This is a genomic window from Amycolatopsis sp. QT-25 (assembly GCF_029369745.1).
Classification (GTDB): domain Bacteria; phylum Actinomycetota; class Actinomycetes; order Mycobacteriales; family Pseudonocardiaceae; genus Amycolatopsis.
The window spans coordinates 3,511,734-3,531,730 of the sequence record NZ_CP120210.1; the positions used below are offsets into that span (position 1 = coordinate 3,511,734).

General features: G+C 70.0%; 18 protein-coding genes. 14 read left to right on the forward strand and 4 right to left on the reverse strand.

Features of this window, described 5'->3' with window-relative positions; translation table 11 throughout:
* The first annotated feature begins 54 nt into the window (after positions 1-54).
* The 6 genes from P3102_RS16255 (at position 55) to P3102_RS16280 (ending at position 7,888) form a co-directional block, all read left to right on the forward strand.
* A complete protein-coding gene (locus tag P3102_RS16255; RefSeq protein WP_276370214.1) occupies positions 55-693 on the forward strand; it encodes a haloacid dehalogenase type II in 639 nt (212 codons plus the stop codon).
* A gap of 71 nt (positions 694-764) precedes the next feature.
* Positions 765-1,262: a hypothetical protein gene (locus tag P3102_RS16260; RefSeq protein WP_276370216.1), complete on the forward strand. Its 498-nt coding sequence runs from the start codon at positions 765-767 to the stop codon at positions 1,260-1,262.
* Positions 1,262-2,635 (forward strand): hypothetical protein, encoded by a 1,374-nt coding sequence (locus P3102_RS16265; RefSeq protein ID WP_276370218.1) that lies wholly within the window; start codon positions 1,262-1,264, stop codon positions 2,633-2,635. Before P3102_RS16260 ends, P3102_RS16265 begins: the two co-directional genes overlap by 1 nt.
* Complete coding sequence (locus P3102_RS16270; protein WP_276370219.1) at positions 2,632-4,002, forward strand: VWA domain-containing protein; 1,371 nt, start codon at positions 2,632-2,634, stop codon at positions 4,000-4,002. Before P3102_RS16265 ends, P3102_RS16270 begins: the two co-directional genes overlap by 4 nt.
* 20 nt (positions 4,003-4,022) lie before the next feature.
* Positions 4,023-5,135 carry an AAA family ATPase gene (locus tag P3102_RS16275; protein ID WP_276370221.1) on the forward strand — a complete coding sequence of 371 codons (1,113 nt, stop codon included), beginning with the start codon at positions 4,023-4,025 and terminating at the stop codon, positions 5,133-5,135.
* Positions 5,132-7,888, forward strand: coding sequence for a DUF5682 family protein (locus P3102_RS16280; RefSeq protein WP_276370223.1), 2,757 nt, complete (start codon positions 5,132-5,134; stop codon positions 7,886-7,888). The genes P3102_RS16275 and P3102_RS16280 overlap by 4 nt, the downstream gene beginning before the upstream one ends.
* Positions 7,889-7,931: 43 nt before the next feature.
* On the opposite strand, the gene P3102_RS16285 is transcribed toward P3102_RS16280, so the two are convergent.
* Positions 7,932-9,398, reverse strand: coding sequence for a carotenoid oxygenase family protein (locus P3102_RS16285; protein ID WP_276370225.1), 1,467 nt, complete (start codon positions 9,396-9,398; stop codon positions 7,932-7,934).
* 81 nt (positions 9,399-9,479) lie between these two features.
* Between P3102_RS16285 and P3102_RS16290 the strand changes: the two genes are divergently transcribed.
* The gene (locus P3102_RS16290; RefSeq protein ID WP_276370227.1) at positions 9,480-10,196 is read left to right on the forward strand and encodes a TetR/AcrR family transcriptional regulator; all 717 of its coding nucleotides are present in this window, start codon (positions 9,480-9,482) and stop codon (positions 10,194-10,196) included.
* Here P3102_RS16290 and P3102_RS16295 read toward each other — a convergent pair.
* Entirely contained in the window at positions 10,180-10,473 is a 294-nt protein-coding gene (locus tag P3102_RS16295; RefSeq protein ID WP_276370230.1) for a TetR family transcriptional regulator C-terminal domain-containing protein, read from the reverse strand. The genes P3102_RS16290 and P3102_RS16295 overlap by 17 nt on opposite strands.
* A gap of 86 nt (positions 10,474-10,559) precedes the next feature.
* Here P3102_RS16295 and P3102_RS16300 point away from each other — a divergent pair, with 86 nt between their 5' ends.
* Entirely contained in the window at positions 10,560-11,093 is a 534-nt protein-coding gene (locus P3102_RS16300) for an alpha/beta hydrolase (protein WP_276370231.1), read from the forward strand.
* Between the two features lie 51 nt (positions 11,094-11,144).
* Here P3102_RS16300 and P3102_RS16305 read toward each other — a convergent pair whose 3' ends face one another.
* Positions 11,145-11,753: a TIGR03086 family metal-binding protein gene (locus P3102_RS16305; protein WP_276370233.1), complete on the reverse strand. Its 609-nt coding sequence runs from the start codon at positions 11,751-11,753 to the stop codon at positions 11,145-11,147.
* 70 nt (positions 11,754-11,823) lie between these two features.
* Here P3102_RS16305 and P3102_RS16310 point away from each other — a divergent pair, with 70 nt between their 5' ends.
* Positions 11,824-12,246: a MarR family transcriptional regulator gene (locus P3102_RS16310; protein WP_276370235.1), complete on the forward strand. Its 423-nt coding sequence runs from the start codon at positions 11,824-11,826 to the stop codon at positions 12,244-12,246.
* 13 nt (positions 12,247-12,259) lie between these two features.
* Here P3102_RS16310 and P3102_RS16315 read toward each other — a convergent pair whose 3' ends face one another.
* Positions 12,260-12,391, reverse strand: coding sequence for a hypothetical protein (locus P3102_RS16315; protein WP_276370237.1), 132 nt, complete (start codon positions 12,389-12,391; stop codon positions 12,260-12,262).
* Positions 12,392-12,971: 580 nt separating this feature from the next.
* Here P3102_RS16315 and P3102_RS16320 point away from each other — a divergent pair.
* The 5 genes from P3102_RS16320 (at position 12,972) to P3102_RS16340 (ending at position 19,882) form a co-directional block, all read left to right on the forward strand.
* On the forward strand, positions 12,972-15,983 hold the full coding sequence (locus P3102_RS16320) for a DEAD/DEAH box helicase (protein WP_276370239.1): 3,012 nt from the start codon (positions 12,972-12,974) through the stop codon (positions 15,981-15,983).
* Positions 15,976-16,677 (forward strand): hypothetical protein, encoded by a 702-nt coding sequence (locus tag P3102_RS16325; RefSeq protein ID WP_276370241.1) that lies wholly within the window; start codon positions 15,976-15,978, stop codon positions 16,675-16,677. The genes P3102_RS16320 and P3102_RS16325 overlap by 8 nt, the downstream gene beginning before the upstream one ends.
* 48 nt (positions 16,678-16,725) lie before the next feature.
* Positions 16,726-17,817 (forward strand): DUF885 family protein, encoded by a 1,092-nt coding sequence (locus tag P3102_RS16330; RefSeq protein ID WP_276370243.1) that lies wholly within the window; start codon positions 16,726-16,728, stop codon positions 17,815-17,817.
* Positions 17,706-18,383 carry a DUF885 domain-containing protein gene (locus tag P3102_RS16335; RefSeq protein ID WP_276370245.1) on the forward strand — a complete coding sequence of 226 codons (678 nt, stop codon included), beginning with the start codon at positions 17,706-17,708 and terminating at the stop codon, positions 18,381-18,383. The genes P3102_RS16330 and P3102_RS16335 overlap by 112 nt, the downstream gene beginning before the upstream one ends.
* A gap of 113 nt (positions 18,384-18,496) precedes the next feature.
* A complete protein-coding gene (locus tag P3102_RS16340; protein ID WP_276370248.1) occupies positions 18,497-19,882 on the forward strand; it encodes a M20 family metallopeptidase in 1,386 nt (461 codons plus the stop codon).
* Positions 19,883-19,997 lie beyond the last annotated feature (115 nt).

Genomic DNA, 19,997 nt, shown 5'->3' on the forward strand with positions numbered 1-19,997 from the left:
CCTCTCGTACGTTCACGGTCAACCGCTACTTTAACCCTTACTCGGAGGTGCTCCGTGGAGATCGACGCCTTGGTGTTCGACATACTCGGCACGCTCGTCGACGAACCGGCGGGAATTCGCGCGGCCGTCCACCGAGCCGCGCCGGATGCCGACGCGGACGAGCTGGTCGGCCGATGGCTGAGTCACGTCGAGACCGAGCAGCGGCGCATCGTCGAAGGGGTGCGGCCGTACGTCCCGAGTGACGTTCTCGATCGCGAAGCAGCCCAGTCGGTCACCAAGACGGACGTGACACCGAAGCTCCCGACATGGCCGGACACCGTCGAAGGACTGACGAGGCTTGCCGAGCACTACCCGATCATCGGCCTTTCCAACGCCGGCCGGACGGCCCTGCTCCGGATGAACGCCCACGCCGGCCTCCGCTGGCATCAAGCCCTCTCCGCCGAGGAGGCGCGGACCTACAAACCGGACCCGGCCGTCTACGAACTGGCCGTCGAGCTGACCAAGACGAAGCCGGAGCGGTTGCTGATGGTCGCCACCCACTCGTGGGACCTGAGGGGAGCGCAGAGCGTCGGTCTGCGGACCGCTTACGTCGCCAGGCCCGTCGGCGACCCGCCCTCGGCGGCGGATCGCTTCGACTTCCATGCCGAGAGCCTCGCCGATCTGGCCGCTCAGCTCGGGAAAAGTCGGATGTGAGCAAAACTGTCGGTGTCTCCCGCTAGGTTCTTCCCAGTCCCCACCGAGGCACCCCGCAAGGAGAAGATGCGTTGTCAGACTGGGAAAGAGCGAGCACGGCCCGAGTGTTGCCACCTGCCCGCCCGCGCAAACTCGCGAAGGTCCCGTTCGTCGAACTGGCCGACGGACGGGTGCAGGGTGTGGTGTCCAGCGGATCGGACATCGGGCGCGTGTACGTGTCGTCGGTCGCGGCGAGCACGTACGAGTTCGCCTGTAGTACCAACAACAATCGGCCTTGCGGCGGGGCGCGGGGCATGTTCTGCAACCACATTCTCGCCTTGCTCGACGAAGCCGCTCTCCAGTACGGCGCCGAGCGTGTCGCGAGACATCTGCGCGTAGAGCCTCCCGAGCCGACCGCGCGGGCCATTTCGCAGACCATGGGCGCGACGCGGCCGTCGCAGGGCGACAACACCGCCGCCGCGTCCGTGTTCAGCCAGTTTCTGCGGCACCTGGCCTATCTGGAGTTCGAAGCGTCGACGGCGCCGGTGCCGGAACTGCACTGGTTCCCGCCGACCAGGGCGGTGGGATGATGCGCACCGATCTGCTCTCCGACCCCATCACCGGGCTCGACGAGGCACTGGCGGTGGCCGACGCCTTCGACGACGTACTCGTCGCCGGGCTGCTTCGTCCGCAGAGGATCGGCGGTTTGACCGAGCTGGCTGAGGCTCTCGCAGGGTCGCCGCTGGCAGCGAGAGTCGCCGAAGCGGTCGAGAAGACGGCGGCCGGGGCGGCGGGGGAGGACCACTTCGTTTCCCTCGCCGCGGCAAGGATCGCGGTGTTCGGTTCCGTGCACGACGCTGTCCTCGCGCGCCTCGCCGAGGCGACCGGCAGGCCAGGGGAAGAGGAGGCCGTCCGGCGAGTGTCCGCTTCGGACTCGCCGAACCTGCTGGCCGCCGCTCGTTCCTGGCTGTCCGATCTGGCCCGTGCCGGCTGGCAGGGTATCGACCACGACCTGATTTCGGCGTCGGCGCCGATGATTTCCGCACTGCTCGCCGAGCCGAGCCTGCGCCGGCCGGCCGTGCTGCTCGACGGCTTCGCGGCGGAGCTCGCCGCGTCCTGTCCCGGTGCGGCGTCGGAGCGCGTTCCGGCTCGGCGCTGGGGTGACCTGTGGTCGCGCGGAATGCTGCTGACCTTGCCCGCGGCCACGCCCGCGCACGGCACGGTCACCGGCCGCCTGCTGCCGCTCGGGGTCGACTTGATGGAACATTCGACGGCCGCGCAAGCTCAGGTCCACGCCGTGTTCGAGCCCGAAGACGGCAGCACGCCGCGGCTCGTGCGGGCGAGCGTGACAGTGCCGAAGCCGGACACGATCGTCGGCGCCGGGATCTGGCAGTTGCTGCGCCCGCGGCTTTCCCTGCTGACGGCGATCGGCGAGGGCCGCTCGATGGAGCTCACCGGGATGCCGGTCACCGCCGAGGGCGACCTGCTCTGGCAGGACGGGCATGCTCGCGTCGGTGAGCCCGCGGATGCCTTCTCGACCGCGCGTGTCGCATTGCCGAAGGCCGCCATGCCGTCGGTCGCGCCACTCGACAGGCATCCGGTCCGGATCGCCGTTCCCGTCTTCCTCGAGGGGTACGGCATCGAGGGTGAAGAAGACGCGCTCACGTTCACGTTCGCGGGAAACCACCTCGCCGTCGAGACCGACCGCATCCCGGTCGCCGGTCCGTTGACCCCGAAAGCGGTCGCGAGTTCCAGCGCGTGCATCGGCCTGATCCGGTGGGACGGCGGATTCCGGCTCCAGCCGCTCGCGGTGGAGACCACGGTGCGCAAGAAGACCACCGCCGTGCACGCCGGAGCCTGGGCCGGGGGCACCACGGACAAGGCCGGCGTGAAAGCCGAGAAGGCGGCCACCGAGGCCGCGGCCGTACTGCGTGAACGCGCCGGAAGGCTGTTGCGGAAATGACCGAATCCGAGGACAACCGCCGTCAGGTCCTGTACTGGCGGCTGCTCGCCCGGCTTTTCGACACCGAGGAACAGGCCGCGCTCGAAGCGGCGAGTGTGGCCGTGGTCGAGGACATCGGCCTGCCGTCCGCTCTGCTGGATCCGCACGTCGCGGTCGACTCGGTCGTCCAGCGTCATCCGGAGCTGGCCGCCGAGTTCGACGGGCTGATGGTCCCCGGAGCCGAAGACGATCGTGACAAGGCCGCGGAGGTGCGGCGCGCCGCGCTGGTGTCGAAGGTGCTGTTCAACGTCTTCGCCGCGGCACCCGCCACGGTGACAGCCGGGCAGCTGTCCGGCTGGCAGGCCGACGCGGGCTGGTTCGAGCGTGCGCTGGGATGCCGGCCGGGTGAGCTCCGCGGCGGTCGTCCCGGTGGTGCTCCGACCGGGCTCGGCGGCACGGGAGGGGGCGGCGCTCCCGACTTGAGCACCCTGCTTCCGGGGATCGGGCCGGAACTCGGCGCCATCGAGGCCGACCTCGTCAAGCGGATGCACCTGCGCGAGGTCCTCGCCGATCCCGCGCTCGCGGCGAAGCTGAGCCCCAGCATGTCCCTCATCGAACAGTTGCTGCGGGACAAGGACAACCTGTCCGGAGTGGCCCTGGCCAACGCGAAGTCGCTGATCCGCCGCTACGTCGACGAGATCGCGGAGGTCCTGCGGACCCAGGTCGAGAAGGCCTCGACAGGCAAGGTGGACCGCTCGGTCCCGCCGAAGCGCGTGTTCCGCAACCTCGACCTCGATCGCACCATCTGGAAGAACCTCACCAACTGGAGCCCGGAAGAGGAACGGCTCTACGTCGATCGCCTCTACTACAAGCAGACCGCGAAGAAGACCACTCCGCAGCGGCTCATCGCGGTCGTCGACCAGTCCGGTTCCATGGTGGACTCGATGGTCAACTGCGCCGTGCTGGCCTCGATCTTCGCCGGACTGCCCAAAGTGGACGTTCACCTGATCGCCTACGACACCCAGGCGCTCGACCTCACGCCGTGGGTGCATGATCCGTTCGAAACCCTGCTGCGCACCAATCTCGGCGGCGGCAACGACGGCATGGTCGCGATGGCGCTGACCCGGCCGAAGATCGCCGAGCCCGCCAACACCGTGGTGGTGTGGATCTCCGACTTCTACGAGACCCGCGTCGAGCAGCTCTTCGAGAGCATGGCCGCGATCCACCGGTCCGGGGCGAAGTTCATCCCGGTCGGCTCGGTCACCAGCGCCGGCCGGGGCAGCGTGAACCCCTGGTTCCGCGAGCGCTTCAAGGATCTCGGCACGCCGGTGATCTCCGGCCACATCACCAAGCTCGTCCACGAACTCAAGACCTTCCTCACCTCCTGAACCGTTCCGAAAGGCAAGACATGTCCGACGTCCTGCGTGCCCCCGCCGAACTCAAGTACGCCGAAGAGCTGGATTGGCTGGAGTCGATCGACGACAGCCCCAAACCGTTCGCCTGGCGCCTGTCCCCGAAAATGGTGCGCCTGTTCGTCCTCGGCGCCGAGCGCGCCGACGGCCTCGACCGCGAAATCTCGCAGAAATGGTTCGGCGACCGGAGCATCGTCGAACGGGCCATCGTCACGCTCGCCTCCGATCGCGGGCTGCTGCTGATCGGCGACCCCGGCACCGGCAAGAGCTGGCTCGCGGAACTGCTGGCCGCGGCGATCTCCCGCAACTCGACGCTCGTCGTGCAGGGGACCGCCGGCACCACCGAGGACCACATCAAGTACTCGTGGAACGTCTCCATGGTCATCGCCAAAGGCCAGTCCCGGGAGTCGATGATCCCGTCGCCGATCATGACCGCGATGGAGGCGGGCTCGATCGGCCGGTTCGAGGAGCTGACCCGGTCCACCAGCGACGTGCAGGACGCGCTGATCTCGATCCTGTCCGAGAAGTACATCTCGGTACCGGAACTCGACAGTGACGGCATCGTCTTCGCCAAACCCGGCTTCTCCGTGATCGCCACCGCCAACAGCCGCGACCGCGGCGTCAACGACCTGTCCTCCGCGCTCAAGCGCCGCTTCAACTTCGTCCGCATCCCGGTGGTGACGAACAAGAAGAGCGAGGCGGAGATCGTCCGTTTCCGCACCGAGGAGCTGCTGCGCCGTCACCAGATCGAGCTGGACGTGCCGCCGACCCTGCTCGACGTGCTGCTGCGCAGCTTCGGTGACCTGCGTGCCGCGGCGACGTCGGCGGGCAGCGACGACGAGAAGCTGGAGTCCGCGTTGTCCACCGCCGAACAGATCGGCGTGCTCGAAGACGCGGTGCTGCACAGCAACTTCTTCGGCGAGCGGGCACTGACCGCCCGGACGCTCGCGTCGTCGCTGGTCGGCTCGCTCGCCCGTCGTGAGCCGGAGGATCTGGCGATCCTCAACAAGTACCTGCACGGCGTCGTCGAGCCGCGCAGCAAGGACGAGGGCGGGGACTGGCCGGAGTTCCTCGACGGCGGCCGCGACGCGATCGCCACCCTCTCGTGAGCGGCGCCTTCGAGGCGCTGCGCGGCCAGCTGCAGGAGGCCGCGGCCGCCTTCGCCGACGGGCCAGGCGCGCTGGAGGGCATCCTGCTCGGGCTCGTCGACGACGTCGACCGCGCGGTGCGGGAGCCGCTGGAGATCTTCCCGGTCTGCCACCATTCCCCGGCTTCGGCCGTGGCGATGGCCCGGAGGTTGCGCGAGAAGCAGCCGAAGGTGGTGTACCTCGAATTGTGTGAAGACATGGCACCGTTGCTGACCGAGTTGCGCAACTGCCGTCTTCCCGTGGCGGTGCAGGCTTTCGCGACGGAGGTGAAGGGGTTCCCCGCCGAGTGGGCGCCCCTGTCCGTCGTCGCTCCGATCACCGAGGCTTCGGCCGAGTACCAGGCGATCGCATACGCCCTCGACACCCCCGGCGTCGAACTCGTCCTCGTCGACCGGTCGGCCGACCACGTCTTCCAGTGGAGCGAAGGCGAATCCTCCCCGGAGCCGGACGCGCCGCCCGCGGAGGAAGAGGCCGCACTGCACGGTGACGCGGTCGGCGTCGAGATCGGCGACCTGCGGCCGCGGTTCGCCGAACTCGAGGAACACCTCCTGCGACACGGACGCGTGCGGCACTGGTCGGAGTGGTGGCACCAGTACGTCGAGCTGCCGCTCGGCGACAGCGACCATGACACCTACCGCCAGGTCATGTTCCTGATCGGCAGCCTGTTCCGCCGCCTCGCGCCCGGCGACACCCGGCGCGTGCGGGTGGACGAAGACCGAGAGCGCTACATGTGGACCCGCATGCGCGAGCACCTCGCCAGCTCGGGCGCCGATCCCGCGGACTGCCTCTACCTCTGCGGCGCGTTCCACGCCGCCAGCCGGGTCGCGGAGTTCGGCGTCGAAGGCACGGACGGATTCGTGATCAGCCCACGCAGCGCGAGCACCTGGCAGTACGGGCTGATCCCGTCGAGCCACGCCTCGATCGAGGCGCAGTTCGGGCTCGCCGGCGGATCGGTGTCGATCGCCGCGACGGAGTGGGCGAAGAACCTCAAGCGCACCAAGGTGAAGCAGTTCCGGCTGGCCGGGCAGGTGGGCGTCCCGAAGCGAAAGAAGGCCGCGGAACTGCCGGCCCAGACCCCGGATCCGGTGGCGTCGGATCGGCTTTCCGGGTTCCTGCGACGGCCTCCGGTGCTCGACCGGCTGGACGAGACGGAGCTGCTGGGCTGGTCGGTCGAGATCGTGCGGGCGGCGCGGCGCAACGGGTACCTGTCCTCGACGGCCGACGCCATCGCGGTGTTCGAGACGTCGATCCTGCTGGCGGGCTTGCGTGACCGAGCCAAGCCGACGCCGTACGACTTCCAGGACGCGGCGGTCACCTGTATCGAGAAGGACGTCGTACCCGGCAGGCGCGACGTGCGCCGGCTCGTCGAGATCATGATGGGCGGCGACCGGATCGGCCAGGTCGGCTACGACGCGTTGCCGCCGCTGGCTCGCGACGTGCACGACAGGCTCGAACCTCTCAACCTCAAGCTGCAGCAACGAGGGGTACAGCGAGCGCTGCTGGACATCGCTTCGAAGCCGGAGCTGGAGCCCTGCTCCGATCTGCTGTGGATGCTGCGGTACCTGATGCCGCACGGCGCGGCGCGGCCGATCATGGGGGAGCGGCGGCTCGGTGAGCGGCCGATCCAGGAGTCGTGGGATCTGGCGCTGGGCACTCACCAGCGGGCCCTCATCGAGCTGGGTTACGAGGGCGTCAGCATCGAACAAGTGCTGGAGCAACGGCTTCGGCGTGCCGCCTACCACCCGCAGGCCACCGCGGCGAAGGTGCTCGGAGCGGTCGAGGACGCGACGCTCTACCTGCGCGGCGCCCGGCTGGCAGGGGAGCTGGGCACGCGTGCGCTGGAGGTGCTGGCCACCGAACGCACGGTCGACGGCGCTCCGGAAGTGCTGCGGCGAGTGCGGAGGCTGCTGGCGCATTACCGGACCGGCGAGCCGGTGCTGCCCCGGTGGATCGAGGACTTCGTCAGGACGGGGTACGCGCACTACTGCACCCTGCTCCCGGCGGCCTTCGCCGACGAAGAGGCCGGTGTCGAGCAGGTCGCCGCCATGCTGGGCTTCCTGTTCAGCATGGAGGCGCTCGCCTTGTCGCTGGGGTGCGACCGTACGCAGCTGGAGCTGGCGATCGCCGGATCGCATCCGGAGGAGCCGTCGAAGGTGGCGTTGCTGTGGGCGGCTCAGGTCCAACTCGGCGGCCTCTCGCGGGCGGAACTGCGTGAGCGGTGTGCCGGATTGCTGGCGAACCCGTTGGTGCTGCCCGCTTACCCGCGCTATCTGAGCGGCTTCGTCCACGCGTTGGAACCGGCGCCGGGATTGGCCGACTTCGTCGTCGAGGCGGTGTCGAACGCCTTCGCCGAGCTTCCGGACAGGTTGCTGTTGCCGTGGCTGCCGACGTTGATCACCACGCTGCGGTCCCGGGGTGCGGAGCTGGTGCCGCTGCTCGTGCGGGAGGCCGGGCGGATTTTCCCTGGTCGTCTCGCGACTCTCGACGCATGGGTCCCGCCCTGGAAGAACCAGCCGGAACCACTTGCCTTACCGAGGAAATCAGGTGGGAGCGGGCTCGCGCTGCTGGCCGCGCACCCGGCGGCCTGTGACGCCGTGGCGGGGCTTCTGGGGTGCGACGAGCCCTGGGGCAGCGCCGCACCCGGCGGTTTGGTGCTGCTCGAGCGCTATCCCGATTCCGCCGCCGCGCTGGAGGAGGTACTCAGCGGGTCGTGAACAGAGCGGGCGGTCGCCGGGTGTCCGGCGACCGCCCTGACGGTCAGTCGGCGATCCAGCTTCCGTGGAAGCCCAGCGGCACCGGCCTCGGCAGATGGATGCGCGCCAAGGGCTTCGCGGTGAAGTCCTGTGCCGACAGGATCACCAGATCCGAAGCGTTGCGGTCGGGGTCGTTCACGTAGGCGAGGGCGTAACCGTCGTCTTCTGCCTTACCGCGGGACGACGGCACGAACACCGCTTCGCTCGCGTCGGCGCCCCGGCCGAAGCGATGCACCTCCGAGTGTCCGTTGCGCAGGTCGTGCTTGATCAGCGCGTTGCCGAAGGTGTCGGCGGGCTTGTCCAGGTAGACGTCGAACAGTTCGCCGGGGGAGGCCGAGTAACCGTACCGGTGCCGTCGTGACACCAGGTTTTCGTTGACCCGGGGGAACTCCTGTGGCCGATCGTCGAGCACACGGCGCCGCACGCGACCCTTCGCGAGGTCGATCGTCCAGCGCTCCAGCACGGGTGGCCCCGACGCCGAAGGGCCGCCGAAGCCCTGCTTGCCGGACACCTCGAACGGTGCCGGCATCGTCGTCAGGTCGACCACCACCGTGGAGCCGTGGTCGTAGGCGTTGAGCGTGTGCGAGTAGAACACCGGGTCCACCCCGAACCAGCGGACCGGACCACCGTCGCGGTTCAGCACGCCGACCCTGGCCGGATGTTCCCTGTTCCACTTGTAGGGCACGATCTTGCCCGGTTGCGGATCGAAGGTGACCGGCACGTCGAAGACGACCACGTAGTTCTCCGTGAGCCCGAAGTCGTGCATCATCGGGCTGTCGGTGACCGGGATTCGGGTGGTCCGCACGACGCGGCCGGTCCGATCGATCAGCAGGTGCCGTACGTGGTCCCAGGTCGGGTGATAGGTCACCGCATGGAGTTCGTCGGCGCGCGCGTCGAACTTCGTGTGCGCGGTGTAGGAACCCGCCAGCGAGCCGCCGAAATCGAAGGGCCCCAACGTGTTCAGCTCGCCGTCGAGTTCGTACGGCGGTGCTCCGGATTCCTGCAGGGCGAGGATTCGGCCGTGATGGCCGATCACATGGGTGTTCGGCGCGAAATCCTCGGGTGGCACCGGCCACGGGTACCGCTCACCCAGTTTCGCCGCGACACCGGACGAACGTACCCAGCGGTTGCGGTACCACTCGGCCTTCCCGTCGCGCAGCCGGACGCCGTGCACCATCCCCTCACCCAGCATCCAGTGGTGAGCGCGCGGATCTTCGAGCCCGAGGACGTTCGGCCCGGTGCGCAGGTACCGCCCGCAGAGGTCCTTCGGAACGCGGCCGGTGACCGGCAGGCCGAACGCGGTCACCTCCTCCTTCACCGGCGCGAACGCGCCTTCGACGAACGGGTGACGCGGCTTCGCCGGAGTCGGCGCGGCGTAGGCGGCCCCGGTGCTCCCGGAGGTCGCGGCGGCTCCTCCGATGACGAGCGCGGCCGCGCCACGGAGCACGTTCCGCCTGGTCGGTTCGGTCATGATCATCCCCAGTCCGTGAAGTAATTGTGTACGACATGAACAGTACATGCCTTTACCGGTTGTGGGTGCGACAATGCCCCGATGGACGACGTCGAGATCGACTTGCTGCCGCCGGGTACCGCGCTGGCCTGGGGGCACACCCCGGCACCACGGCGCGGACCGAAGCCGGGTTACAGCCTCGCGCAGATCGTCGACGCGGCCATCGCGCAGGCCGACGCGGAGGGTTACGCGGCACTGTCCATGCCGTCGATCGCCAAACGGCTCGGCGTCACCGCGAACGCGCTCTACCGGTACCTGAGCTCCAAGGAGGAGTTGCTCGTCCTTGTCGCCGAAGCGGCTTGGGGGCCCCCGCCGGAACCGTCGTCCGGCGACTGGCGCGCTGCCGTCACGGCGTGGGCCCGTGCGCTTCTCCTGCGCTGCCGCCGGCACCCGTGGCTGATCGACCTGCCGGTGCGAAGGGCGCCGAGCACGCCGAACCTGCTGGGATGGCTGGAGAACTTCCTGGAGGGGATGGCAGGCTCGGGCCTGAGCGTCCAGGACGTGACCGGGTGCGCCGTCCTCGTGGACGGATGGGTGCGCAGCACCGCTTCCCTCCTCCGAGACGTGAACGCGCACCCTTCGGATCAGGTCCGGGCGCTGAGCGCGTTCCTGGGACCGCGTCTCGAGGGGCGAGGTTATCTGCGTACCGCCGCCGTGATCTCCGAGGCGTACGGCGCGGAAGGCATGGAGGAGGCCGACGTCGAGTTCGGTCTCGGTCGCATCCTGGACGGCATCGAGGCGCTCATCGAGCGCCGCTGAACACCTCGTCGAGCCGGTAGTCGACGATCTCCGCCGCGCGATCCGAGGTGTAGGCGTCGACCATGATCGCGGTCACGAGGCCGGCGGACATCGTCGCGAGCGCGTCGGCCTCCAGCGTGGGGTCGACGCGGGCGGGGACGCTGCCCTTCGCCTGCGCGCTTCGGAGCAGCTCGGTGAGCGCGCGGGTCAGGTGCGGCAGAAGCGGTTCCTGGCCGGGGTCCTGACTTCCGCGGATGACATCGACGGCGAAGTAGGCGATCTGGACCGCGGCCAGCATGCGGCGGCGTTCGCCGTCCGGCAGGACGGCGGTCAGTAGGCGCGCACGATGGTGCGTTCGTCCCCGGTCGCCATCTCGTCGAGGGGGTGCTCGAGGGAACCGGCCACGAAAAGGTCCACCTTGCCGGTGTCTCGCGAGGCGGCCGGCTCGCTTTGAACCTCGCCACCCGGACGACCGACCGGCTGGCCGGAGTCGTCACCTTCGAAGCCGCGGGGTTCGGCGCGATCGGCCGGAGCTTCCTCTGGTGGAGCTTCGGCGAGATCGTCCGCTGGTTCTTGCCGAAGTGGCTGCTCCGGCTGGTGGCGTCCGGCGATCCCGCGGTGCGGCACACCGTGCGGCCTCTGCTTTTCGCTGCCCTCAAATACGAACAGCATCTTCCTGAGATGCACCTGTTCGGCGACGAAGAGTTGTCCGCGATCGACGTACCCACCCGGATCGTGGTCGCCGAACGCAGCGTCATCCTCCGTGCTCGCGAGGTGGTGGCCCGGCTCGGGTCACTGAGCCCGCACATCGATGCCGAGGTCGTGCCCGACACCACGCACGGGCTGTCCCTGGAGAGACCGGAGCTGGTCACCGCCCGGATTCTCGAGGCTGCGCAGCACGCCGGCGCGGTGTCGTGACCTGCGCGGAGGCGTGACGACCGGGATGCGGCCGTCACGCCCGCGGTGCGGTCAGGCCGCGACCGCCGTGGCGGACCACGACGGTGAGCGGCCGAGCAGGGCGACGATCGTGTCCAGGCCGGACGGCCCCTTCTCGTCGACGGCCGGGCCGAACGCGGCGCCCGGTGCTTTCCGGTTCTTCCCGTCCGGGATCGCCTCGGCGAAGCGCAGTCCGGCTTCGAGCACCTCTCGCTGGAACTTGAGCGGCAGGCCGAGGGTTCGGGCCACGTCCCAGGAGTGCGCCAGGTAGTCGACGAAGTGGAAGCCCAGAGCCTGCTCCGCGGTGAAGGTGATTTCGGTGGAGAACTCGGGAAGGGCGAATTTCCGGTCGGCGAGGTCGTGGGGGACGAAGGCGTTCAGCACTCGCTTGACCGAGGCGCGGTAGGTCTCCACGGGGTCGTCGCCCAACGGGAGCAGCCGCCAGTGGTCGAGGCCGGTCTCGCCCTCGGCCGCGGCGGCGAAGCCGTGGTGCTGAGTGGCCATGTGCGCCAGCAGGCCGTGCAGGGTCCAGGCGCTGCACGGCGTCGGTTTGGTCAGGTCGGCGGGCGTGATCTTGGTGACCAGGTCCAGGCTGGCACGGGTCACGATGGCGTCGAGAATGCGGAGCTCGTCGATAGGCATAAGCACATCATCTACATATGCACACGAGTTAGTCAACCGGTTTCACCGATCAGGTCGGTATGGTCTGCGCATGGCGGAGCAAAGGAGGCCGGACCTCGCGGCGATGCTCGGCGGGCTGATGCGACGGCTGATGAACGCCGAGACGCCAGTGCTGGCCGAGCACGGGTTGACCATGTGGGGCTACGTGGTGCTGAGCGCGCTCGACGACGGGCCCGTCCGCACGCAGGCCGCCCTCGCGAAGGCGATCGGCGCGGACAAGACGCGGATCATCGGCACCCTCGACCGGCTTCAGGAGGACGGGCTGATCACCCGCGAGCCGGATCCGAAGGACCGCCGGGTCCGGCTGCTGGGGATCACCGAAACCGGCCGCGCCGCGCGGAGGTCGGCCCAGGCGAAGATCCAGGAGGAGGAAGAACTGCTGCTCGCGCAGCTTTCCGCCGCCGATCGCGAAGCCTTCCTTCGCGCCGCGCAGGTGCTGTCCGAGACGCGGTGACCGTGACCGGTCGTCAGCCGAGTTCCTCCACGACCATGCCCGCCGGACGGCCCGGCGGCGACCGGCGCCACCAGGCGCCGAAAGCCTGTGCCAGCCGCCGTGGCACCTCGACCTGCGCGCCGCCTCCGTGGAAGTCGATCGTCACCGGCACACCGCCGATTTCCGTGAAGCCCCCAACGGATTCGGCGGACCAACTTCGCGTAGTCGGCGCTGGCGGAGACGAACGTGACCACCTTCGCCGCCCCGATCCGGCGTGCTTCCCCGAGGACGGCGTCTTCGAGCACGCCGGACGGCCAGTCGCCGAGTCCGAGTTTCCGGTCGTAGTAGGAGATCGGCTCATCGGCACGCAGGAGCCCGTAGCCGCGGCTGAGGATCAGTGTCCGGCCGGACGCGGCGGCCTCGCCCAGGGCGCCGCCGACGTTCCGGTAGAAGCTCCCGCTGTAGCGGAGCCACGCGGGCCGCAGCCCCCCGTCGTCGACCTTGGACCTCGCCAGGACATCGGCCCGCGCGCGAAGCATCGCCTCCGGCCAGACCGCGCCGGTTTCCTCGGCCTGCCCGCCCCGGTTCTTGGCCTTGGAAGGGCCGAGAACGATCAGCGCCTCGCGCGGATCGATCGCGTCGAGTACGCCCGTCGCCTCCATCGAAAGGATCCTATCGGCGACGCGCCGACCGGACGCCGATCGGTCCCGGGCATGCTGGAGGGAGCAGACCGCGGAAGGGGGACCATGCCACCACTCGTCGTGCACGGCCTGTGGTCCCCTGGTCGCGGCCTCCTGCTTTGGGGCGAACACGGCGACCGTCCGGCGACGACGTCGATGCGGCCGTCGAGCGCGGCCCGGCCGCATCCGTTCGCCGCGTCGGTCGCGGATCTGACCACCCTGCATCCCGGCAAGCCCGCGTCGGCCGTCCTGCTGCTGCCGTCGCGGCGAAGCGGCCCGGTCGCCTCGCCCGAACTGGGCGTGCGGGGTCGTCCGCCGCAGGAACTGACGCTGTCACCCTGGTCGGTGCCGGCGCTCCTGATCGACCCGTCCGAACTGGGGGACCCGGCCGACACGGTCAGCTACGGCACCTCCGTCCGCCATCTTCGTGCCGTCGTACGGCTGGCGGACGACCTGGTGCGCCGCGGCCGGGTGCTTCCCACGCTCGTGCGGAACCAGATCGTGGCGCGGGCGCGCTGGCGGCCGGTGGCCCGGGGCGGCGACGCGGTCGCGGTCCGGGCGCTGATCGCGGCCACCCCGCCGGTCGGCCGGGCCGAGCACCCCGGACCGGATCCGGCGGCGCTCGTCACCGACGCGCTCCACACCCTGGTCGACGCCGCGGTCCGCGATCGGCTGGCCGCCGCCGGACACGCCACGGAAAGCGACGGGCGCGAAGGCCCCTTCGGGTCGTGGCTCCACGCGCTGAAGAGCGCCGACGACCGGATCGGCCAGTCGCCGGGGCGGATGGGGATCGTCGCCGAGGGCATCGCCGCCTGGGACGCCGTCGGCGACACGGACCTCACCGAGGGCACCGTCTGCGTCCGTCTCGACGAAGTTCCCACGCTGCACGGCCCGGCCGACGATCCGGACGACCAGACCGGCGACGGCACCAAGTGGCAACTGCGCTTCCTCCTGCGTTCCGCGGCCGATCCCAGTCTCCTGCTCCCGGCCGAGGACGTCTGGTCCGGTAAGGCGGGCGCGAAGTTCACCGACCCCGAAGGTCTCTTCGCCGCCGAGTTGGAGCGGGCCGCCGAGGTGCTGCCGCTGCTGCGTCCCGCGGTCGAAGCCGAGAAGCCGGGCATCCACGACCTCACCGTCGCCGAAACCGTGGAATTCCTAGACGGTGGTGCGGACCAGCTGGTCGCCGCCGGGTTCGACGTCCAGCTCCCGGCGAGCTGGGGCGGCAGGCGGAAACTCGCGCTCAAGCTGTCCGTCCGCGGCGCGCCCGTCGACCAGGCCGCCGTGCACCGGCTCGGCCGCCACCAGCTCGCCTCCTACCGGTGGGCGCTCGCCGTCGGGGAGGACGCGCTGACCGACGAGGAACTCGCCGGGCTCGCCGCCGCGAAGTCGTCGCTGGTGCGGCTGCGCGGCCGGTGGGTGAGCGTGGACCCCGAACTGCTGCGCGCCGGTCTCGAGTACCTCCGCCGCGACCCGGACCGCGAGAAACCGCCACTGCCCACGCCGGCGGACCTGCTGGCCCTGCTCCACGGCTTCGACGACACGCCGCTCCCGGTCACCGAGGTCACGACCGACGGCTGGATCGACGACTTCCTCGCCGGCCGGGTCCAGCGCACCATCGAACCGGTCGAGCCGCCGCCGGCGTTCCTGGCGACGTTGCGGCCCTACCAGAGCCGCGGCGTCGCCTGGCTCTCGTTCATGGCGTCGATCGGGCTCGGGGCCTGCCTCGCCGACGACATGGGGCTCGGCAAGACCGTGCAGCTGCTCGCGCTCGAAGCCATCGAGCGGACACAGGACGACCGGGGACCGACGCTGCTCGTCTGCCCGATGTCGCTGCTCGGGACGTGGCAGCGCGAAGCGGCCAAGTTCGCGCCGGAGCTGCGTGTCCACCTCCATCACGGTGCCGATCGCGAGCACGGCGCACGGTTGACCGCGCGCGCCGGCGGGGCGGATCTGTTCGTCACCACCTACTCGACCGCCGCCCGCGACGCCGACGAACTCGCGGGCATCCGGTGGCACCGGCTCGTGCTCGACGAGGCGCAGGCGGTCAAGAACCAGAACACCGCACCCGCGCGGGCCCTGCGCCGGATTCCCGCCCGGCACCGGATCGCGCTGACCGGGACGCCGGTGGAGAACCGGCTCGCCGACCTGTGGTCGCTTTCGGATCTGCTCAACCCCGGCGTCCTCGGTGGCAGGCAGGAGTTCCGCGAGCGGTTCGAGGTGCCCATCGAACGCCGGGGCGACCTTCCCGCGGCCACCGAGCTGCGGCGGCTGACCCGGCCGTTCCTCTTGCGGCGCCTCAAAACCGACCCCACCGTGCTCGCCGACCTGCCCGAGAAGATCGAAATCCTCCAGGAATACCGCCTCACCCGCGAACAAGTGACGCTGTACCGCGCCACCGTGGACGAGATGATGACCAAGATCGCCGACAGCGCCGGGGTCAAACGGCGCGGCAACATCCTCGCCGCGATCACCAAACTCAAGCAGATCTGCAACCACCCCGCGCAGCTGCTGCACGACGGCTCGCCGATCGGGCACCGCTCCGGCAAGGTCGACCGCCTCGAAGAGCTCCTGGCGGAGATCCTCGACTCCGGCGATCGCGCGTTGTGCTTCACCCAGTTCGCCGAGTTCGGTCATCTGCTCGTGCCGCATCTTTCGAGCAGGCTGAACGTTAAGATCGCCTTCCTGCACGGCGGGTTGTCGCAGCGGCGCCGCGACTCGATCGTCGAGCACTTCCAATCGGGCGAGGGCCCGTCGATCCTGCTCGCGTCGTTGAAGACCGGTGGAGCGGGACTGACGCTCACCGCCGCCACCCACGTCCTGCATCTCGACCGATGGTGGAATCCCGCGGTGGAGGAACAGGCCACCGACCGCGCCTTCCGCATCGGCCAGCGGCGCAGCGTCCAGGTACGGAAGTTCGTCTGCCCCGGCACCATCGAGGAGCGGATCGACGCCGTCATCGCCAAGAAGGAAGCGCTGGCCGGCCTCGTCGTCACCGACGGGGAGGACTGGCTCACGGAACTGTCCACCGCTTCGCTGCGCGAAGTCTTCGCGCTGGGCCGGGAGGCAGCCGATGACTGAGGGATTCCGCCGGGCACTGGACGAGCTGGACGTCCACAAAGGACTGGTGCCGCCCTGTCGCGTCGACACCCTCACGGTCGGTCCCGGTGCCGCCGTCGCCCGGGTGCGTGTGACCCGGCAGCGGTTCCACGAGGTCCGTATCGGCCTGCCGACGTTCGGTAAACAGGTGTGGACGGCGGTCATCGCGGCCGTCGCCGCGGACGAGGCCACGAGAACGGCCCTGCTCGACGGCCGGATCCCCGACGACATCGATCGCTTCTTCGCCACGGAGCAGGTGCCGCTCTTCCCCGAGGCGGGGTGGGAACTGTCGCTGGACTGCACCTGCCCCGGCACCCGCGTCCCGTGCGATCACCTCGTCGCGGGACTCATCGCGCTGGAGGCAGAGGCCGACCCGTTCGCGATCTTCGCCCTGCGCGGCCGCGATCGCGCGACTCTGCTCGAAGAGATCAGGCGGCAGGCGGGTGCTCGCGTGACGGCTCCGTCTGCGGACGACAAGACGCCCGGCCTCGACGAGGTGATGGACGACTTCTTCGGCTGGGGCCCGGCCGGGGACGTCACGAACACACGACGACCGGCGGCCGGTGACCCGCCGGGGCTGCTCGACGAGGTACCGCCGCTCAAGGCCACCGTGGACGGAAACTCGGTCACCGCCTTGCTGCGCCCGCTCTACCGGTCGCTCACCGGTCCGGAGTGAAGAGAAAACCGCCAGCGAAGAACGGGTCCGGTCTGGTAGTCATCGAGGATGAGCGATCAGCCGACAGCGGCGGAGCTGGCCGACGAACTCCTCGACGTACTAGCGACCGAGATGCCGTTGATGGCGACCTTCGACAGCATCCCCGGACACGATCACGAATTACGCGACGTCTCGGAGGCCGGTGACGCCCGGCTGAGGGAGCGAGCCGTCCGGATCGCCGGGCTCGCCGCGCGGTCCACGGATCCGGACCGGATCACGCTCGGCGTCGTCGCCCACCACGCGGAATCGCTCCTGACCAGGCTGGACTTGCGGAAGATCGAGTTCACCCTGGCGGATCAGATGGCGGCCGAGGGCACCGGGGTGCTGTCCTGGCTGCCCCAGCTGGAGCCGTCGGGGGAGCAGGCCGAAGAGGACTACCTGGCCAGGCTGGCCGCTTTCCCGGAGTTCTTCGCGGCGTTGGCCGACCGTCACCGCGCCGGGGTCGCGGCGGGCCGGACCCCGGTGGACCGCGCGGTGCGCGGCGCCGTCGACCACATCGACCGGTTCTTGGCCACCGAACCCAACGCGCTGCTCGTCCCGCCGCTGACCGGTGACCGGGTCGCGCGACGGGAACGGCTGTTCGTCGAGAAGGTGCGCCCGGCGCTGGTCGCCTACCGCGAGACACTCGCCCGCGAGATCGCCGGACGCGGCCGTCCCGACGCCCAGCCGGGCCTCTGCTGGCTGGAAGGCGGCAAGGAGAGCTACGCGGGCCTGGTCAAGACACACACCACCACCGGGATCTCACCGGAGGAACTGCACGAGACCGGCCTCGAAATCGGCCGGGCGCTGGACGAGGAATACCGGCGGCTCGGTTCGGCGGTGTTCGGCGAGGACGACCCCGTCGCGGTCCGGCGGCGGCTGCGCACCGACCCTTCGCTGCGCTGGCGGGACGCGGACGAGATGATCACGACCGCGACGGAAGCGGTCGCGCGCGGGCCACGGCCGCCGCGCCCGGCTGGTTCCGCCGGGTGCCGTCCGCCGAATGCGTCGTGCGCGCGGTACCGGAAGCAGACGGGCCTTCGGCCGCGCAGGCGTACTACATGCCGCCGTCGGCCGACGGCGGCCGTCCGGGCGTCTACTCCACCAACGCCTACCGGGTGACCGAGCGGTTCCGGTTCATCGCCGAGTCGGTCGCCTTCCACGAAGCCGTTCCCGGACACCATTTCCAGGCTTGCGTCTCCTACGAGCTCGACGGCGTGCCACGGCTGCGCAAGCTCGTCCCGCTTTCGGCGTTCGACGAGGGCTGGGCGCTCTACACCGAACGGCTCGCCGACGAGATGGGCTTGTACTCCGACGACGTGATGCGCCTGGGCATGGTCGCCGAAGACTCCCTGCGCGCGGCCCGGCTCGTCGTCGACACCGGACTGCACGCGTTGGGCTGGACCCGGCAGCAGTGCGTGGACTACCTCGTCCAGCATTGCGTGCTGAGCGACGTCGAGGTGCGGTCCGAGACCGACCGGTACATCGAATGGCCCGGTCAGGCGCTGTCGTACATGACGGGCAGGCTGGAGATCCAGCGGCTGCGCGCCTTCGCCGAGGAGCGGCTGGGCGAGGCCTTCGACATCCGCGACTTCCACGACGTCGTGCTGCGACAAGGACAGGTGCCGTTGCCCGTGCTCGGCGACATCGTGCGGGAGTGGGTGACGAGCACGCGCGGCGCCGCGTGAGCGGGCTCAGTCGCGTTTCGCGAGCGTCGCGACTTCGGCGTCGGCCGCCGGCCGATCGGCAAAAGCGGCTTAGGCTTCTCGGTGACCACATCACGAGCGAAGCGGGAGACACCGTGGCGATCCCTGCACAACTGGTCTCGAAAGCACGGGAGCACGTCGACTCGGGTGCGTTCTTCGCCGAGCTCGCGGACCTCGTCCGGTATCCGACCGTGAGCGATCGACCGAGCGGCCGCGTCGCCATCGAGGCCTACCTGGACGAGGTGCTGACCCCGGCACTGACCGCGCTCGGCTGCTCGGTGGCGATCCATCCCAATCCGGACCCCGGCGGCGGCCCGTTCCTGCTCGGTACCCGCGTCGAGTCGCCGGAGTTGCCGACACTGCTGTGTTACGGCCACGCCGACGTCGTCGACGGGCACGAGGGCCGGTGGAGCGAAGGCCGGGATCCGTGGACGCTGACCGCCGACGGGGAGCGCTGGTACGGCCGCGGCTCGGCGGACAACAAGGGGCAGCATCTGCTCACCCTGACCGCCCTCAGGCTGCTCGTCGCCGAGACGGGCGCGCTCGGGTTCAACCTCAAGTTCCTGTTCGAGACGGGGGAGGAGATCGGTTCGCCCGGTCTCGACGAGTTCGTCGCGGCGAACCGGGAAACGCTGAGTGCCGACGTCCTCATCGCGTCCGACGGCCCGCGCCTGGACGCGGCGACCCCGACGTTGTTCCTCGGGGCGCGGGGCAGTGTCCGGATCACCCTCGACGTGGACCTGCGTCCCGACGCCTACCATTCCGGGAACTGGGGCGGCGTGCTGCGCAACCCCGCCACCACGCTCGCCGGGGCGATCGCCTGCCTCGTCGACGGGCACGGCCGCGTCCAGGTGCCGGAACTCCTGCCGCCCGGACTCCCGGACAGTGTCCGCGCCGCGCTCACCGGGCTCGAGATCGGGAACAAGCCCGGCGATCCCGCGCTGGACGAACACTGGGGCGATACCGGGCTGACCGCGGCCGAGCGGCTGTACGGCTGGAACACCCTCGAAGTCCTCTCGCTGGGCGCGGCCGACATCGAGCGGCCGGTCAACGCCATTCCCGGGCGCGCACGCGCGATGCTGCAATTGCGCTACGTCGCGGGCACCGATGTCGGCGGAGTGGGCGAGGCCATCACGAAACACCTTGCCGCGCAGGGGTTCTCGATGGTCGACGTCATCGCCGAAGGTAGCTTTCGCGCCAGCCGCACCCCTGTCGACGATCCGTGGGTCGGCTGGGCGAAGGGCGTCCTCGACGAGGTTTCCGAGCGTCCGGTGGTGATCCTGCCGAGCTTCGGCGGGGGACTGCCGAACCACGTCTTCACCGATGTTCTCGGCCTTCCGACGCTGTGGCTGCCGCACTCCCACCCCGGATGCCTGCAGCACGCGCCCGACGAACACCTGCTCGCGTCGATCGCCCGCGAAGGGCTCGTGCTCGCCACGGCGTTGTTCCACGCGCTCGGGCGGCGCGGCGAACTCGCGTGATTCCCCGGTCTCGTGGCAGGTAGCGCTGAAAGTCCTCCGCTCGCGTTGCATGGCAAGGCGTCGACGAACCGCACGCGGCGCGGGTACTGGCACGGTGCCGCGGTCGCTTTCGCGT

What these genes read in the sequence shown, in the direction of transcription:
- P3102_RS16320 (WP_276370239.1), top strand. Translation starts at nt 12,972, where the DNA reads ATGCCACCACTCGTCGTGCACGGCCTGTGGTCCCCTGGTCGCGGCCTC.
- P3102_RS16285 (WP_276370225.1), bottom strand. Translation starts at nt 9,398, where the DNA reads ATGACCGAACCGACCAGGCGGAACGTGCTCCGTGGCGCGGCCGCGCTC.
- P3102_RS16310 (WP_276370235.1), top strand. Translation starts at nt 11,824, where the DNA reads ATGGCGGAGCAAAGGAGGCCGGACCTCGCGGCGATGCTCGGCGGGCTG.
- P3102_RS16295 (WP_276370230.1), bottom strand. Translation starts at nt 10,473, where the DNA reads ATGCTGGCCGCGGTCCAGATCGCCTACTTCGCCGTCGATGTCATCCGC.
- P3102_RS16325 (WP_276370241.1), top strand. Translation starts at nt 15,976, where the DNA reads ATGACTGAGGGATTCCGCCGGGCACTGGACGAGCTGGACGTCCACAAA.
- P3102_RS16270 (WP_276370219.1), top strand. Translation starts at nt 2,632, where the DNA reads ATGACCGAATCCGAGGACAACCGCCGTCAGGTCCTGTACTGGCGGCTG.
- P3102_RS16275 (WP_276370221.1), top strand. Translation starts at nt 4,023, where the DNA reads ATGTCCGACGTCCTGCGTGCCCCCGCCGAACTCAAGTACGCCGAAGAG.
- P3102_RS16330 (WP_276370243.1), top strand. Translation starts at nt 16,726, where the DNA reads ATGAGCGATCAGCCGACAGCGGCGGAGCTGGCCGACGAACTCCTCGAC.
- P3102_RS16290 (WP_276370227.1), top strand. Translation starts at nt 9,480, where the DNA reads ATGGACGACGTCGAGATCGACTTGCTGCCGCCGGGTACCGCGCTGGCC.
- P3102_RS16265 (WP_276370218.1), top strand. Translation starts at nt 1,262, where the DNA reads ATGCGCACCGATCTGCTCTCCGACCCCATCACCGGGCTCGACGAGGCA.
- P3102_RS16305 (WP_276370233.1), bottom strand. Translation starts at nt 11,753, where the DNA reads ATGCCTATCGACGAGCTCCGCATTCTCGACGCCATCGTGACCCGTGCC.